The organism is Zhongshania borealis (assembly GCF_039539625.1).
Taxonomy (GTDB): domain Bacteria; phylum Pseudomonadota; class Gammaproteobacteria; order Pseudomonadales; family Spongiibacteraceae; genus Spongiibacter; species Spongiibacter borealis.
In genome coordinates this window covers 17128-33892 of record NZ_BAABDM010000014.1, presented here as the reverse complement: position 1 = coordinate 33892, position 16765 = coordinate 17128, and the positions used below count along the sequence as shown (strand labels likewise).

Genomic DNA, 16765 nt, shown 5'->3' with positions numbered 1-16765 from the left:
TCGTCGTCCACTAACGTGCTACCAGTTATCACTCTGTAGGCGCCACAAACGATATGCCCGGTGTGCCTGATGCCATTCGGCGTAGCGCTGAAACTCTTCTGGATTAATTTGCTGTGGCCCTTCGTCTATTAATTGCGGCGGCCGATCAATATCGCTAACCGGCTCTTCACCCCAGGGCATTAGGTACAAGCCGACCGCTGCTTCGTCATCGCCATGAATGGTCATTCCCATTTGCTGTTCGCCGCCGACAGGGTTTGCCGCTGCGACTGGTAGCGCGGCAAAAAATAGAATAAGCGGAATGATTTTCATCAGTTCACCTTCGATGTATTTACTGCGACATAATCGGTACCGGACTCTAAATTGTGGATCCATGCACTAACCAACATATTGTCACCGCCGGTGAGCTCCTGATAGCGACGGTAATGCTCGAGAGCTTGGCTACTTTGCTTTAGCACCGTCTCGTAAAGAATGCCGATATTCAAATGCGTCGGTGCGTAGTCATTTCGTGCAGCAAGTGCCTTGTTATACCAATCTAAGGCGCCGGTAAAACTGCCATTTTTACTGGTCACAAAACCCATCCAGTTTAGCGCCGTTACATTTTTAGAATCCCGTTGCAGCGCCGCCAAAAAATACTTAGCCGCCGGTTCATACTGCTCCTGTCGCGCCGCAATAATACCCAAGTTTGTTAATGGCCCAGTGGATCGCGGATAGCTTTCGCTGAGTTTTAGAAAAGCCTGTGTCGCGCCCTGAATATCGCCACTTTTCATTAGCGCCAATGCCTTCTCGAATTCTGCCGGCGACGATTTGTGCGACGATTTAACTACGTGCATAGGCTGTGGACCGGAGCTACACGCCACCACGGTTGCCAGCACCAGTAATACCGCCGAAATTTTAATTAAGCGAATCATAACTATTCTCCAACTGGGGCTGCTTGCCATATTTGGCCGGGGCTAATTCTGCCAATGCCACGAGGCTCTTCCGCATACCGGCTGTCCACACACCGTCTTTTACCCGCGCAACATTGGCCTCGAAAGCAGTAATGGCCTTTTCTTCAAATGGGTAAGCTTGCTCTTCTAGGAGCAGCGCATACTCCTCTAAGACATCACCACTCAAACCTTTGGGTTTTTCCGATTTCATCAGCGCGTGGGCAAAGTGACGGAAGAGATCACCCAACTCATGCCCAGCGACGGTGGTGATATCCGCAAAGCCATAGGATGCAGCCCGTGCCAAACTATCTATGGCGGTTTCCATAGCGCGCTGGCGGCGAGGCAGACTGCTTGTAATTGGGAGTCGTAGTTCAACTTTATTCGCGTTCCGTACATCTAGCATGGCCAATTGCAAGCTGGCATCAGCGGCAAGTAATTGCGATGCCGGTAACGGTGTGGCGGCGCGTTTATCTGCTGCAACAATCTCCCGTAGCCAGCGCAAATGCGCCGCACTATAGACTGGCGCCATATTCGCTAGACGCTGACGAAACTGCTGAGCTTCAAGTAAAGGCTCCGGGAATTGCGCAACATATGATTCGATTGCAGTCCGTGCTTGCGCCCGCTGCCCGGCTTGATCATAGAGCTTTGCTGCCATGACACTGGCCTGACGTCGGGTCTCAATATCAGTATCGTGGTGTTGCGCAATACGAGAATAAACTGCCGCTGCCAGCGCAGGTTGCGACGACTTCTGAAAGGTATCGGCCAGTAGTTTGTCGCTTTCCGCTGCCATCGCATGGCCCGGAAATTCCCGCTGGAAAGCCTGTAAAACACTGGCTGTTTTGAGCCAATTTTCAATGACGTAAAACTGCCCTGCCGCATCAAAACTCGCGTTAGCCCGCAACTCTGCATTCGGGCTTAGCTCGGCTGCGCGCAAAAATAATTTTGCTGCCAGAGTACTGTTACCACTTGTTCGCGCGGTTTCAGCGCGGCGATATACCGATACGGCTAAACGGTCAGCCGCGGTTTTACGAAGTTCAGAGTCAGCCACTAACATCGGCATTAGTTGACTGTAGTAAATTTCGGCCTGGGTGAAATTCTCCTGTGCGAAATACGCATCGGCGGTAACGCTCAAGGCCTTGCGCTGCAAACTCAGCTCCGGCCACTGACCATCAGCCAACAACGGTACACAAATCGCAATAGCGTCGTCGTATCGATTAAGGCGGTACAAATCTTCTGCGCTGGCCAGCAATATGCGACTGCGTTCGGGGTGTTGCGGAAACGTTGAGGCCAAGCGTGCGCTAGCCGCAATTACCGCTTTCTGCGCGGCATCACGTTCGGCATTTGGTGCGGCGTCGAGGAATTCTCGATAGGCTTTAACGGAAGCCAATGCCGCGTCGGCAGGCTTATCGGGGCTGGCTAAATCATAAGCCACTCGCGCGTACTGTTCAGCCGCGGCATTAAGCTCACCACCATCGTACAAGGCATCTGCATAGCGCATATTCGTTTTCGCAAATGCCGAGTCGCTCGGAAACATTGTCAGCATCGTCCGATAGCGTGCCGCGACAGCAATAAAACGGCTATGGCGTAATTCAGAATCAACTTTCGGTGTTTGTTGCGCCTCTGCGTGACGGTAGTCCAACACATCGTTCATATAGCCATGCAACAAAGCAAGTTTGGCTGCGGCAATATCTGCACCATCTTGCGCAAGCAGGTCAACAGCGTAGCGGTCAACGTAGGCCTCCTGCGCCGCGACCATTAAAGCAGTGAATCCGCCCTGCTTATAAGCGGCTATCGCCTTTTCACTGTGACTAATCGCCAATTCATGTTGCGGATAAGCGCTGGCAAAAGCATCGAACACACTGGCAGCATCGGTATAGCGCTTTTTACGCAGCAGTAAGTCACCCAAGCTGTTATAAACTAGGGGATAAAACTGATTCCCAGGTAATGCGGCGAAATAGCTATTGATACTGTGGCCCTCTGGCTTGGCAGCCAAGGCCAGGGTCAATCCGCGCAAACTGTCGCGCACAAGTTCAGCCTGTGTCGGCGCTACCAGCGCCACAAGCTGGCCGATACTATTCACCTCACTGCGCATTTTTAACTGCGTCAGAATCGCTGTAAAAGCGGCGATAGCCTCATCGGTGTGATTTAACTGATACTGGCTCCACGCATATTTATACTGCGCCATTTGCCAGTAAGGCATCGTAGAATTCTGGCTTACCAATTTTTTGTATTGCGCGCTGGCTTCGTCGTAGCGCTTGCGCAAATAAAGCATTTCCGCTGAACGAAAAAGCGCATCATTTGCACGCGAGGACATCGGGTAGTCGTTTGCTAAGCCCCGCAAGGTATCAATCGCGAGTTCACTGCGACCAGACAAGTCGTAGGCCCGAGCCAACTGATAAACAACATGGTCGTTATTTGGGTAATCAGGGAATTCAGCCAGAAGATTTTGATAGAGTCCCGCAGCCAGTGCGACCTCGTCCATATTTATATCAAGTCCCTGACCGGCGGCCTCAATCCGCAAGTCCGCGGAGCGGCGCATGGCCTCCGCGCGCACCCCAGGGGCTGACTCCATACTTAGCACCGATTCGTAATGACTTAATGCCGCGGCTTCAACCCGCTGAGTTTCCGCATCGATATCAACAATTTTCTTCGGGGCTATTTTTTCCATCATCAAACGATCAGGATTTTGACCATTGCGATCCAACAAACCACCGATGGTTTGCGTAGTGCTTCCACCTGGTTTAACGCCTTGCTGGCAGGCCGCCAGTAAACTGCAAGCGACCAACAACGTAAGTTTGAAACGGATATTGTGGTGCTTAGATATCGCCATTGCAGCGCTTGTCATCGTCTCGCCTCCCCATCCCATACCACATCGTTTAGTTTCCGACGGGTATTTTCATGGTTCCTTGCCAATGCAAAATTAGCCTCAGCCAAATACGCTTCCGTACGTTTGCGATGGCGACTTATTTCTGCAAGCGCCTCACGATCGAGATTTGCCGCCCAAGTCGCCGCACTCGCGTTTAATTTTAGCAACAGTGTTTCAAGCTCATCGGCTAGTGCGCCACGACGACTGTCCGCCATGAAGGTGTTCTGATATTCGCTCAATACCGTGCTGATATGCGTCAACTGACGATACTCACTGAGCGCGCGGTGAAATTCTGAACTATCGAGCAGTAAATCGAGATAAGCATCCTTGCTGGCAGTGAGCGCCGACAACCAAATATCCCAGCCACTGTCGTCACTCCGATCCACTTGATCAATAGCGCCGCGCAAACCGCCATTTTTAATGTCGGCACTCGCGGTGTCCAAGGTCTGTAAAGCCTGCTGCAATTGATCGCTAGCAGAAACATAATATTTTTCAGCGCGTTGCGACTGCCCAGCCCAGTGCGACATGGCATAGGGTAATATCAGCAAGCCCTCTTGTACTGCGGGGTCCAGCGGGTCGCGGCTAATCAATTCCATCCACGGCACCATCGCCGCTTGCAAATCCTCGGCCTTTTCGCCATGTGCTACCGCCCACGCCCGGCGAAACGGTGCATGACGGCGCGCCCATGCAATTTCGTCTTCGCTACCCGACCACAAATACGGCATGGACTTCGCTCCCACGCCAGGGGAATTCAAATCATTCTCGGCAGAGGAAGCCGCGCTTCGACTCGGTGTTAGTATGGCCCAGCCTAGTCCAACCAATGCTTTGTTAGCATAGGGGCTTAAGCGACGAACTTTGCTAAAGTATTCTACTGATTTTTCACTGTCGTCCTGCTTTAAAAAGTGGAAGCCAAGCGCTAAGTTTGTTTTATCCCGAAGCAGTATTTCCTCGTGCGGATAAGACTCGCCTTCGCTCAATTCAACAAGTATTGCCACACCCTCGGCATACTTCCCTTGTTGAATAAGCGCAACACCGGCGTTATAGCGTGCAAACATGGCGCTGAGCGGTGTCTTTTGATCGCCGCCGCTACGCTCAACGATGCCCTGTAGTTCCGGTAGTTCGCCGCGCAATCCCAACTCAGCTACGCTTTGGCTTAAGGCTTGCTTTTGCTTGTCAGAAAACAGTGCGACGCCAGCGCCACTTTTAATGATCGCTATGGCATCCGCCAAAGCATCAAAGGCGAGGTGACGCCTTGCATTAAAGTACGCCGCTTTTAATCGAGGCTTGCTATCACTGCCTACATTATTTTCCGGGCCGAGATCATGCACTCGTATCTCCGCCTTCGCTTGCATTTTAAACAAACCACCACGGACTAACTCCAATTTCAGCTGAGTATCATTCTTTAAGGAAATCGCTTGCTCGAAACGAGGGTATAAACGCCCAGCATGAATGCCCGCATCAACATCGATCACCACAAATTTTGCAGCAATTTTATGTTCACCAGCGGGTAATTGCAGTTCGATCAAAAGATGAAGGCCACCATTATTCAAAGCCTCTGCGTCCCGCTCACTGTAGTTGTAACGCGCTGACTCGCGTCCGTCGACACTAAAAATTACCGACTGTATAGCAAGGTCTTGCTCATGATTAGCAATGTACACAGCAACGCTATTGCCGTTATTTGGCACGGCCTCTTCGGCCATTTTGAGTTCGCTATACAAATTCAACGCTTGCGCTTTTAAGCTGGCACTATCGCCCGCATTCACCGCCGCCGACAGCAGCAGCGCAACACACCAGACGGCGTACTTTAGAATGCTAAGCGATGGAATTTTCACAAATGACACCAAACCAATTTCAGTACTTTAAGCGACTAGCGCAGGCTATGTTGGCGCTGCACTCCCTTATCGATACGATCCTTCAGCTTAGTGATAGCAAAAGCCGCGCCAACGAATTATATTTTTCGAGTTCTGACGAATTGCTTTAGCGTTTTCAGGGTATAGACTGGCTTTCTGTGCACGAGGACACAAAAATATTAAAGGCAGGGGCGTTTATTTTGAATCGAAAATTAGGTCTTATTAAAGATTAGATTTTGAACGCACCATATTAACACAAAGGGAAATAGGTATTAACCGCAATACTGCACCACAATAAAGCAACGCCACGCAGCAAGTCAAAATAAGACTAGGCATCGTGCGAAAGGAGGGTCACTAGCGCCCCAAACTCCACACTAGACACATCAACAATATAAATGAAATTCCTTGCCAGACCCGCAGTGGATTACGAGTTAACAAGGGCTGAAAGCTATCCTTGCTGTAGACCGGATTTGGATGCTGAAGGTCATGTACAAATTCAGCAATATCGTTATAGCGCAGCTCTGGGCTAATACTTAAAGCTCGGGCCAAGGCGGCGTCTAGCCAAAGCGGAACGTGCGGGTTGTAATGACATGCAGAGATATACTCAAGCCGCGTAAACGCGGCTGTTGTAGTACAATTTTCTAAACGCCCCTGATATGGCTTATGTGCTGTTAACATTTCAAACACAATTGCCGCCAGCGAAAACTGATCGGCGCGGGCTCCAGGCCGTCGACCAAGTACATGCTCAGGCGCCGAGTATTGTGCAGTCCCCAACACACGATCACGAACTATTGGTACGGCAATCTCAGCCAACCCGGCAACATAGCAGGAGCCAAAATCTATAATTTTGACCTGACCACTATCGCCCACCAATATATTATCTGGTTTAACATCCTGATGGATCGTGTCGCGCCGATGCATTGCTTGCAAACCCTTCGCAGCAGGCAAAATAATATCCAACATTTGCTGGGTAGACGGCAAGGGATTCTCGAGCATCCACTGACCGAGAGTCCTGCCCGGCTCGAACGCCGATAAATAATATAAACAGCTTGGCGACATCGGCGGGTCAATAACCGCTATGACGTTTTCACTTTCAATACGGCGCCCTACCCAACTCTCCAAAATGAAGCGCTCAATATACGCAGGGTCGTCATTGAAATTGGCAGAGGGCGTCTTCATCACATAATGCCGATCTGCAGTGGCATCATAAACTTTATAAAGCTGGCTGCGCGGGCTGGCGTGTATTTCATCCTCAATCACCAATCCGTCAATGACCATACCTACCGATAACGGCGGCGGAAACGACAATGCGGTTAATTTCCGATAGACATCGCCAGCGTCTTCCAACGGTAAGGCGTCTACTCGCAATAACTGGCAACTAAGATTGTCATCACTACCCGCAGCCAATGCGTCATCAATCATCCGCTGACAAGCAGTGTCGAGATCATCACCCGCCTCGCCAATGATTGCCTGCAAGTGAGCACTGTTCAACACATCATGAATACCATCGGTGCTGAGTAAAAAAATATCCGCCAGCGCCACATCTGCAGCGCGATAGTCGACATCTAAATTAATATCCAAGCCCATTGCACGGGTTAGGTAAGACTTACCTCGACTGATAGGCATGGCGTGATCACGCGTCAATTGCTCAAGGCAACCTTCGCGCAATCGATATATTCGGCTATCTCCGACATGAAATAAGTGAGCAGTTTGAGATTTAAAGATCGCAATACTCAGGGTTGAGACATAACCCTTTTCTGCTTGCAGATAATTTTGACCCTGACCATATAGCCAGCGATTAAGTGCGTTCAAAACTTGTTGCGCCGAACGCTTAACCGACCAAGAATCAGGGGTAGAAAAATAGTCACTCAAAAACCCGGTTACACAGGTTTCTGCTGCCTCCTTACCCGCCTCAGCCGCCGACACGCCATCCGCTATTACGGCAACCGCACCTTTGGTCGTTAACTGCTCATCCTTGGGAACGCAAATCCCCAAACTGTCTTCGTTAACGGACTTTTGCCCAGCGCTGCTGCGCTGAGCAATAGCCAAACTCAAACCACCATCAAAGTGCATGAATCATTCCCAAGGCCGATGTCACAGAGGCATTTCTGTATCGCTCAGGTACTTTAACTTACTTCTATGAGCGCAACACTACCATCATCATTTACTTCAGCGGTGTGCCCCTGAGGCTCTTCCATAAACTGAACAGCAATAAAGATAAAAGCCGCGCAAGCCGCAATAACAAGGAAAAAGTTAGATGCGCTAACGAAGGACAGTACAGTCAAAAATATTACCGCACCAACATTGCCGTAAGCTCCAGTCATACCTGCAATTTGCCCAGTCATACTGCGTTTAACCAAAGGCACTATTGCAAATACCGCGCCCTCGCCAGCCTGCACAAAGAAGGAACAGCACATGGTCGCAACCACAGCAACCCAAATAGTCCAGCTTGAATCGATAGTGCTTAGCACCATATAACCCGCAGCCAAACCAGCAATCAAAATAGAAAGTGATTTGCGGCGACCAAACTTATCTGACAAGTAACCGCCGCCAGGGCGGGCTACCAAGTTCATAAAGGCAAAACCAGACGCCAACATACCCGCAGCAACGGCAGTGAGCTCAAACGTTTCCATAAAGAACAGTGGCAACATTGAAACCACCGCCAACTCTGAACCAAAAGTTACAAAGTACGCCACATTCAAAATGGCAACCTGCTTAAACTTGTACTGCTGCATCTCTGGTATCGGCACATTATTCAAAACATCGCTATTTACACGCAATATCTGGCTAATCTGGACCACAAACAAGATCGCCAAAACCACATACAGCGCCATTGATGCCGTCCCGTTTAACATTCCCAAATTCGCTGGCGACAACTTCCAGGTCAATGTTGCAAGCGCCAAATACATGGGCACACACATAACAATATAAAACACCAAGTCACGCTTACTGCTTACAACCAAGCCACCAGATTTCTTTGGCTTAAAATAAGTTGAGCCCTTTGGGGTATTACGAGCGCGCCAGTAAAAGAACACACCGTAAAGCGAAGCCACCACACCAGTAGAGGCGATCGCGTAACGCCAGCCATCTGGGCCACCAAAGTAAAGTGCCAAGGTTGGCAGGGCCATCGCTGCAGCGGCAGAACCGAAGTTACCCCAGCCGCCGTAAACACCTTCTGCCAATCCAACTTGCCGAGCGGGAAACCATTCGCCCACTAAACGAATTCCGATAACAAAACCAGCACCAATAAAGCCCATCAAAAATCGCAACATGGCGATAGCTTCATAGCTATTAGCAAACGCGAACGCCACACAAACTATGCCGCCAGACACAAGAAGTGCACTATAAACTATCCGAGGACCGAAACGATCCACCAGCATCCCGATCACCACGCGAGCCGGGATCGTTAAGGCCACGTTCAAAATCATGAGCGCTTTAACTTGTTGATTCGTCAGATCAAAGGCTTCTTTAATCGACGACAACATCGGCGCAAAGTTAAACCACACAACAAAGCTTAGAAAGAACGCAAACCAGCTTAGGTGAAGCAATCGAATTTTTTCTTGCTTGAGATCAAGCACATTTAAAGTCGAGGAAGACATTAATAGCTCCGTTATGGCCATTTAAAGGTATTGCAACGGAACAGCAAGGCCTATGCCAAACACACGCCCATATTTCGGGCGCAAACCCTAAGCCATTGTAAGTTATGATTTATTTTTTATTCAGTAGATCCAGAACGACTTCTTTGCATTGTTTTGGCGCAATACTGTGGCCACCACCCCCTCAACAATCCGCACCAATATATGACATAACGCCCCAGCAAATCCCGCAAAGCGATTATCAAACACCGCGAATTCCGCACTATTTTGGCGCCCAACTTTGTAATACCCTTTTAAAATCAATGCCTTAATATGCAGCAAAAACGATGGCACAGCTCTTGCTAAATCTAAGCAGTATCCACATGCAGCACAGGCCGCCCAGACAGCCAACGCGCCAAGCCAAAAGTATTAAAGGAAGTAACCATGCCTGACAAACAACGCTTACTTATTATTGGGAATGGCCCCGTCGGCCACCAATTCATTGAGTCTATTATTGAAAGCGGCCAAGGCGGGCAGTTCGATATCACAGTTATAGGCGAAGAGCCTCGACCTGCATATGATCGCGTCCACCTCACCGCGTGGTTTGAAACCCGCGAAGCTGCGTCATTGAACATGGTCAAAGACGGCTTTTACAGCGACAACAATATTACCGCGCTAACCCACGAAAAAGTCATCAGCATTGACCGCACCGCACAAACGGTTAGCACGAACAAAGGAGTAGAATACGGCTACGATAAATTAATTTTGGCCACCGGTTCCTTCCCATTTGTACCGCCAGTACCTGGCCACGATCGTAAAAACTGCTTTGTTTACCGAACAATTGAAGATCTAGAAGCCATTACTGCTGCGGCGGCAACAGCCAAGGTTGGCGCCGTTGTCGGCGGTGGTTTACTGGGGCTTGAAGCAGCCAAAGCCATTTTGGACTTAGGTTTAAAAACCCATGTAATTGAATTCGCTCCGCGCCTAATGGCCGTGCAAGTCGATGAAGGCGGCGGCGCCCTGCTGCGCAGAAAAATCGAAGACCTCGGCGTGTCAGTGCACACGCAAAAAAACACCCAGCAAATTATTGATGGCGACGACTGCGTGCACAAACTGCAGTTTGCCGACGGCGCCGAGCTCGAAACCGATATTCTGGTCTTTTCTGCCGGAATTCGCCCCCAGGATGCCTTGGCTAGACAGTGCGAACTCGACGTAGGCGAGCGCGGCGGCATCGTTATCGACAACGCCTGCCGCACTTCTGATCCTGCTATCTATGCTATTGGCGAATGCGCCTTATGGGGCGGTCGCATCTATGGTTTGATCGCGCCAGGCTGGGATATGGCGCGCGTCGCCGCAGATCATGTATTAGGTGGTATCGAAGAAAAGGCCTTTACAGGCGCCGACATGAGTACAAAGCTCAAGTTGATGGGCGTAGATGTTGCCTCTATCGGCGATGCCCACGCCAGCACCCCCGGCGCGAAGTGCTACACTTTTATTGACGAAAAAGCCGAAGTTTACAAAAAAATCGTGGTCAGTAGCGACGGTCAACACCTACTGGGTTCGGTACTCATCGGGGAAGCCAACGACTACGGAACGCTGCTTCAATTTGCACTCAATAAAATTACGCTCCCCGAGCAACCCGAGAGCATGATCCTGCCAAGCTTAGATGGCAGCGCAGGTGCTGGCTTGGGTGTAGATGCCCTGCCCGACGTTGCCCAAATTTGCTCATGCAATAATGTTAGCAAGGGCGACTTATGCGCTGCAGTACAAGGCGGCGCAATGACTGTTGGCGACCTAAAAGCCTGCACTAAAGCAGCCACGACCTGCGGCGGCTGTACCGCACTGGTCGGCCAAGTGCTAAACGCAGAGTTGACCAAGATGGGCGTTGAAGTTAACACCGATCTTTGCGAACACTTTCCCTACACTCGCCAAGAAATCTTTCACTTGGTCAAAGTCGGGCATATTAAAACCTTTGATGAGCTATTGGAGAAACACGGAAGTGGCCACGGCTGCGAGATTTGCAAACCCACCGCAGCGTCGATCATGGCGTCTTGCTGGAATGACTATATTCTTGAACCCAGTCTTGCTGGCCTGCAAGACACCAACGACCGCTACCTTGCAAACATCCAGAAAAACGGCACCTACTCCGTTGTACCCCGCATGGCGGGCGGCGAAGTCACCCCAGACGGACTCATTGCGGTAGGTCAAGTCGCCAAAAAATACGATCTCTACACCAAAATTACCGGTGGCCAACGCGTGGACTTGTTTGGTGCCACCCTCGACCAATTACCCAAGATATGGACCGAGCTCATTGCCGCTGGCTTTGAGTCTGGCCATGCCTACGGCAAGTCTTTACGGACCGTAAAATCGTGTGTGGGCTCCACGTGGTGTCGCTACGGCGTGCAGGACAGCGTCGGGCAAGCCATTGACCTAGAAAACCGCTACAAGGGTCTACGCTCACCGCACAAGCTAAAAATGGCAGTGTCGGGCTGTACCCGCGAATGCGCAGAGGCGCAAAGTAAAGATGTCGGTGTTATCGCAACCGAAAAGGGCTGGAATCTCTACCTTTGCGGTAACGGTGGCATGAAGCCCCGTCACGCAGATTTGTTTGCCTCAGACATCGACACCGACACCATGCTGAAGTACATAGATCGCTTCCTCATGTTCTACGTGCGCACCGCCGACCGCTTGCAACGCACCTCTGTCTGGATGGAAAACCTCGAAGGCGGCTTAGATTACCTGCGTCAGGTCATCATTGACGACTCCCTAGGAATCTGCGGCGAACTTGAAGCGGAAATGAATCATGTTGTCGACACTTACCAATGTGAGTGGAAAACCACTGTTGAAAACCCAGAGAAAGTGAAACAGTTCCGCAGCTTTGTGAATGCCGACAGCAGCGACAAGGAAATCGTATTTATTCAAGAACGCGGTCAGATTCGTCCAGCCACCGATGCAGAAAAACTTGCTGACAGCGACCTAATTGCCGTCGCCTAAGCTTAGACCAATGCTGAATCGCGACATTCAATATCCGCGATTCAATACGCCTTATTAGAGGAACACTTTATGCCTTGGACCACTGTTTGCCATCTTGACGACATATTACCCAATGCCGGCGTAGCGGCATTGGTTGACGAAACCCAGGTTGCTATCTTTCGGGTAGACAACAAAGTCTACGCACTGGCGAACAAGGACCCTTTTAGCAACGCCAACGTGCTTTCGCGTGGCATAGTCGGCAGTTTAAAAGGCACACTTGTCGTGGCTTCGCCAATCTACAAACAGCATTTTAGCCTCGAAGCGGGTAACTGCCTCGAAGACCAATCCGTTTCAATTCCCTGCTACCAAGTCCGCACCGAAGGCGACTTGGTTCAAGTTCAAATTTAACCGCTAAATCGCCAATCAGTCGATCTAGCGTCAATAGGTAGTCTCCCCCCCCTCGTCGGTTACCACCCCGGTAGTAGCCGACCTTTTTCTACCTTTGGCAATAACACCCCACACAGTTTATAATCTGCCCAGTTTTCAATCCTAACTACTCTCTTAAATGGAAGCCCGTCATGAGCTACACGCAAATCCCGGCCGGTAAAGACCTGCCTAACGACATCTTCGTTGCCATCGAAATTCCTGCCAACAGCAGCCCAATCAAGTATGAAATTGACAAAGACTATGACGCGCTGATGGTCGACCGCTTCATGGCCACGCCAATGTTCTACCCAGCAAACTATGGCTACATCCCCAACACATTGTCTGAAGATGGCGACGCTCTGGATGTACTGGTTGTAACTCCCTACCCTGTTGTTCCTGGCTCCGTAATTCGCGCTCGCCCCATCGGCATTTTGAACATGAGCGATGAAGCAGGTAAAGATGCAAAGCTATTAGCCGTTCCCCACGACAAGCTTTCTGTGCTGTACAAAGATGTGAAAGAACCTTCAGATCTTCCACCTTTGCTCATTCAACAAATTGAGCACTTCTTTGAGAACTACAAAGATCTCGAAAAAGGCAAATGGGTAAAAATTGATGGCTGGGCAGGCAGCGAAGAAGCTCGCGCAGAAGTCATGAAAGCGGCAGCAGCGTACAAAGGCTAAATGCCACACGGGGCCGATTTAAGGCCCCACTCCCCTTCTTTCGTAAAAATTTATTTCCGAAATTAATTTCACTTTCCGATTCAAATACCGTGCATGTGAAACAAAAGGCTCGCATCGAGTTAATTTCGTGGATTAAAAGATAAAAAAAAGGGGCACGCAGCCCCATCCTTGTGCATTTCGCACGCTCAATTCAATACTAGAAATCAACCAACTTGGGGCATCGCCTTCAATAAGCGCTGATACAACTTCGAATTTTTATGAATCGACTTGTGTTTGGAATAGGCCTCAACCGCCTTATGCCAAGCGTCATCACTACCGTGGGCATTCAAAGAAAAACTGGTGCACACTGTTTTCTTCTCCACTTTAGACGCTACGCCAACCTGAAAAATCGGCGTTAAATTTCCGCTCTTTTCAGTTTTGAGTAAATAGCTAATTCCGCGTACCGTACCGTCGCTTTTAAAACAGCGATCTTCTTTCGTTTCCTCAAGATAACGACGCTGCTCAGTTTCAAGCGCCTGGTCACGCATCTTCGCCTGTTTTTCAACTTCGCTTTTCAACTTTCCTTCCAGTCGCGTACCGCCATTCTTTAGCGAGAAATATTCCTGGTACAACTTCCCTGCTACGGTACGGCGTACTCTAAAGCCGTAAAACGCCTTATTATCTAATAGTTTAACGCTCACAAGCACCTCCCTTTAATAGTTGTGCGACCTCTATATCTTGTAATATAACAGATGCACTCTAATATTACTGAGCCTAATAAGCTGCAGCGTTAGACTTCATCGTTGATATATTGATCCATGTTTAATGCTGGCAAATCGACAGATAAAACACCCACCTGCTTCGCTGGCACTCCTGCAACCGTAGAATGTGGCGCAACGCTGTTAAGCACTACACTTCCTGCGGCAATTTTAGCCCCTTCGCCAACAACAATATTACCAAGCAATTTCGCACCCGCACTGATTAACACACCATCGCGAATTTGAGGATGTCGAGGTCCGGGACCACTACCACAACCACCCAAGGTTACCGAATGCAACAGAGAAACATTGTTACCAACGACCGCCGTTTCACCAATGACCAGACCAGTAGCATGATCTACCATTACCCCGCAGCCAATTACTGCCGCCGGATGAATATCTACATCGAATACACTAGCGATCCGATTTTGCAAAAATAGTGCCAGCGATACTCTTTTCTGGACCCACAACCAATGCGCGATGCGATAAGCCTGAATTGCCTGGAAACCCTTAAAATACAAAAATGGCATCCCATAGTGATCACAAGCCGGGTCGCGATCAAAGTGCGCGCGAATATCCATCGCCGCTGAGCTAACAATCGTTGGATCACTCAAAAAGGCTTCACTGAACACATCGCGAATCAGCATCGCTGGAACTGAATCACAGCCGAGTTTAGCCGCAATATGAAAACTTAATGCATCAGCAAAACTGTCGTGGTTCAAAATACTGGCATGATAAAAACTTGCGAGTATCGGCTCGTTACGGCCGTACTCCCGCGCCTCACGTGTCATCGCAAGCCACAAATCATTCACTGCAGCACTCATACATCAACCTTATTCATTAATCCCGCAATATACTCCGGTGGATAACAAGACACCGGTACCGCGACATAGCGTGCGTAGAGCTTTGTAAACTCGCGCAGCACGCTCTCTCGCAAACATAAATCCGACACGACACTTAATACCTCATATAACAAACTTGGGCTCGCGAGCAATTCACACTTTGCAGCTAAAGGCGCATAACTTAGATGCCAGCGCTCCGGCGCGATCCCTCCACGATCCTCACCGTAGGGCCGAAAAAAACCATGGCCACCACCATTGCGAAACTGCAGATCTAACCATTGGTGCATGGGGCCAAAGACACCCGAATCCGCAACCTCTTCAGGGGTTAACTGCACGGCGTAATCAGCGCCGACGGCAGCGGCATCATAGACGTCAATGTCACTCCCCCAGTGGTGTCGTGACGCGCCGGGTAGCGCCGACCACCGCATAATCGCGTTAATCAGTTCGGATTCAGATAAAGTATTTATGTCTAGCTGCACACCAGCGCTATCTAATACCGCCCGCGTACCACTTGCCTTGGCATTCCAAATCACTAACTGGCGATCAAAACTTCGGTAACCACTGACTAGGCGCAAATCAAAACCCGCTTTTGCAGCATCGGCGCGCAACGCGGATAAAGGTGCAACAATTGCCCGATGCACAGGAATGCCACCAATCAGCTCATTGGCGGAATCATCGCGCCCTATAACTAAATCAGTACTTACTGTTGTATCTATCATGGGCGCATACTATTCAAGCGGTTTAAGGTATTGAAGCTTCATGGCATCATACTAACGCCAAACGAACTGACTTGAAATTCTGGAGTAGGAATACGTGAACGAGTCCACTGGACACGAAAAGAAAATCGCCCTCGCCCTAGGTAGTGGTTCGGCACGCGGCATGGCCCACATCGGCGTCATTCAGCGGCTTAGCGAGCTGGGCATTCGTCCTGACATCCTCTGTGGTACCTCCGTTGGCGCTATTATTGCCGCCTGCTACCTCACCGGAAAACTAGATCATTTTGAGCACTGGATCCAGTCCCTAAGCACAACCCAAGTACTGCACTATATGAGTGTGAGCCTTGGCGCGACCGGCGGCGTAGCCCAGGCAACGCGGCTCATCGAGTTTTTTTCCCGCGAGTACGGCAACCCCAACATCGAAGATTTAGATCTACCTTTTGCCGCCGTCGCCACCGACTTAGTTCGCGGTCGTGAAGTATGGTTACAACGCGGCCCGCTATGGGACGCCGTACGCGCCTCCATGGCGATCCCTGGCATACTATCACCGGTACCGTTTCGCAACTCGTGGCTAGTTGACGGCGGCTTGGTAAATCCGGTACCCGTATCGGTATGTCGCGCCCTGGGCGCTGACATTATTATTGGCGTTGATCTCAACAGCGACCTCGTTGGCCGCCAAAAAGTCATTAGCAACGCCAAGGCAGCAAAAGCCGAGGAAATTGCCGAGGAGGAGGAAGCCGAAGAAGAGCTGCCAATTTTAGAAGACGAGAATGAAGATGAAGGCGAGGACCCCTTCCTCGGCGCCGCCTTTAGTCGCTTTGCAGCCTCAGTAAAAGAGGCTGCCAGCAATTTCCGCACTAGCGATGAGGACAAAAAGCCTGAGCCGCCCGGTACAATCGCGGTAATGATGAGCGCCATCAATATTATGCAGGATCGGATCACCCGCAGCCGACTTGCCGGCGAACCTGCCGACATCATGCTGTGGCCGCGACTCGGACATATTGGCTTAATGGAGTTTAGTAGCGCTGCCGAGGCAATTCAGGAAGGCCGCGATGCGGTCGACAGAATGCTGCCAGCAATCCGCCACGCATTTAAAAGTGAAGGCGACAATCGGCTGATTGAGCCTGTTGATGCGCCGCTACCACGATCACCGCTTTAGTCGCGCACAGCTCAG

At 50.2% G+C, this 16765-nt stretch carries 15 protein-coding genes; 5 read left to right on the top strand and 10 right to left on the bottom strand.

The window, feature by feature from the left end:
• Nucleotides 1–18: 18 nt before the first annotated feature.
• The 4 genes from ABD836_RS18900 to ABD836_RS18885 are packed head-to-tail and all read right to left on the bottom strand — an operon-like array spanning nucleotide 19 to nucleotide 5624.
• Entirely contained in the window at nucleotides 19–309 is a 291-nt protein-coding gene (locus tag ABD836_RS18900; protein WP_344939041.1) for a hypothetical protein, read from the bottom strand.
• Nucleotides 309–908 carry a tetratricopeptide repeat protein gene (locus ABD836_RS18895; RefSeq protein WP_344939038.1) on the bottom strand — a complete coding sequence of 200 codons (600 nt, stop codon included), beginning with the start codon at nucleotides 906–908 and terminating at the stop codon, nucleotides 309–311. The genes ABD836_RS18900 and ABD836_RS18895 overlap by 1 nt, the downstream gene beginning before the upstream one ends.
• Nucleotides 892–3771 carry a tetratricopeptide repeat protein gene (locus ABD836_RS18890; RefSeq protein WP_344939035.1) on the bottom strand — a complete coding sequence of 960 codons (2880 nt, stop codon included), beginning with the start codon at nucleotides 3769–3771 and terminating at the stop codon, nucleotides 892–894. Before ABD836_RS18890 ends, ABD836_RS18895 begins: the two co-directional genes overlap by 17 nt.
• A complete protein-coding gene (locus ABD836_RS18885) occupies nucleotides 3768–5624 on the bottom strand; it encodes a hypothetical protein (RefSeq protein ID WP_344939032.1) in 1857 nt (618 codons plus the stop codon). The genes ABD836_RS18890 and ABD836_RS18885 overlap by 4 nt, the downstream gene beginning before the upstream one ends.
• A gap of 2 nt (nucleotides 5625–5626) precedes the next feature.
• On the opposite strand from ABD836_RS18885, the gene ABD836_RS18880 reads away from it, so the two are divergent.
• Nucleotides 5627–5773, top strand: a complete 147-nt coding sequence (locus ABD836_RS18880) for a hypothetical protein (RefSeq protein ID WP_344939029.1) — start codon at nucleotides 5627–5629, stop codon at nucleotides 5771–5773.
• 223 nt (nucleotides 5774–5996) lie between these two features.
• Here ABD836_RS18880 and ABD836_RS18875 read toward each other — a convergent pair whose 3' ends face one another.
• The 3 genes from ABD836_RS18875 to ABD836_RS18865 form a co-directional block, all read right to left on the bottom strand.
• A complete protein-coding gene (locus tag ABD836_RS18875) occupies nucleotides 5997–7715 on the bottom strand; it encodes a bifunctional protein-serine/threonine kinase/phosphatase (RefSeq protein ID WP_344939026.1) in 1719 nt (572 codons plus the stop codon).
• 53 nt (nucleotides 7716–7768) lie between these two features.
• The gene (locus tag ABD836_RS18870; protein WP_344939023.1) at nucleotides 7769–9241 is read right to left on the bottom strand and encodes a NarK family nitrate/nitrite MFS transporter; all 1473 of its coding nucleotides are present in this window, start codon (nucleotides 9239–9241) and stop codon (nucleotides 7769–7771) included.
• Nucleotides 9242–9361: 120 nt separating this feature from the next.
• Nucleotides 9362–9571 carry a hypothetical protein gene (locus ABD836_RS18865; RefSeq protein ID WP_344939020.1) on the bottom strand — a complete coding sequence of 70 codons (210 nt, stop codon included), beginning with the start codon at nucleotides 9569–9571 and terminating at the stop codon, nucleotides 9362–9364.
• 90 nt (nucleotides 9572–9661) lie between these two features.
• Between ABD836_RS18865 and nirB the strand changes: the two genes are divergently transcribed.
• From nirB to ppa, 3 genes are all read left to right on the top strand, one after another.
• Entirely contained in the window at nucleotides 9662–12211 is a 2550-nt protein-coding gene (nirB, locus tag ABD836_RS18860) for a nitrite reductase large subunit NirB (RefSeq protein ID WP_344939017.1), read from the top strand.
• 69 nt (nucleotides 12212–12280) lie between these two features.
• Nucleotides 12281–12598, top strand: a complete 318-nt coding sequence (nirD, locus tag ABD836_RS18855; RefSeq protein ID WP_344939014.1) for a nitrite reductase small subunit NirD — start codon at nucleotides 12281–12283, stop codon at nucleotides 12596–12598.
• A gap of 170 nt (nucleotides 12599–12768) precedes the next feature.
• On the top strand, nucleotides 12769–13296 hold the full coding sequence (ppa, locus tag ABD836_RS18850; protein WP_008251782.1) for an inorganic diphosphatase: 528 nt from the start codon (nucleotides 12769–12771) through the stop codon (nucleotides 13294–13296).
• Nucleotides 13297–13499: 203 nt separating this feature from the next.
• Here the strand turns inward: ppa and ABD836_RS18845 are convergent, their stop codons facing one another.
• The 3 genes from ABD836_RS18845 to ABD836_RS18835 all read right to left on the bottom strand — a co-directional run bounded on the left by ABD836_RS18845 (nucleotide 13500) and on the right by ABD836_RS18835 (nucleotide 15594).
• Nucleotides 13500–13976: a hypothetical protein gene (locus tag ABD836_RS18845; protein ID WP_344939011.1), complete on the bottom strand. Its 477-nt coding sequence runs from the start codon at nucleotides 13974–13976 to the stop codon at nucleotides 13500–13502.
• Nucleotides 13977–14065: 89 nt separating this feature from the next.
• Complete coding sequence (gene cysE, locus ABD836_RS18840) at nucleotides 14066–14857, bottom strand: serine O-acetyltransferase (RefSeq protein WP_344939008.1); 792 nt, start codon at nucleotides 14855–14857, stop codon at nucleotides 14066–14068.
• Complete coding sequence (locus tag ABD836_RS18835) at nucleotides 14854–15594, bottom strand: M15 family metallopeptidase (protein WP_344939005.1); 741 nt, start codon at nucleotides 15592–15594, stop codon at nucleotides 14854–14856. Before ABD836_RS18835 ends, cysE begins: the two co-directional genes overlap by 4 nt.
• Before the next feature lie 94 nt (nucleotides 15595–15688).
• Here ABD836_RS18835 and ABD836_RS18830 point away from each other — a divergent pair, with 94 nt between their 5' ends.
• Entirely contained in the window at nucleotides 15689–16750 is a 1062-nt protein-coding gene (locus ABD836_RS18830; RefSeq protein WP_344939001.1) for a patatin-like phospholipase family protein, read from the top strand.
• The last annotated feature ends 15 nt before the right edge of the window (nucleotides 16751–16765 follow it).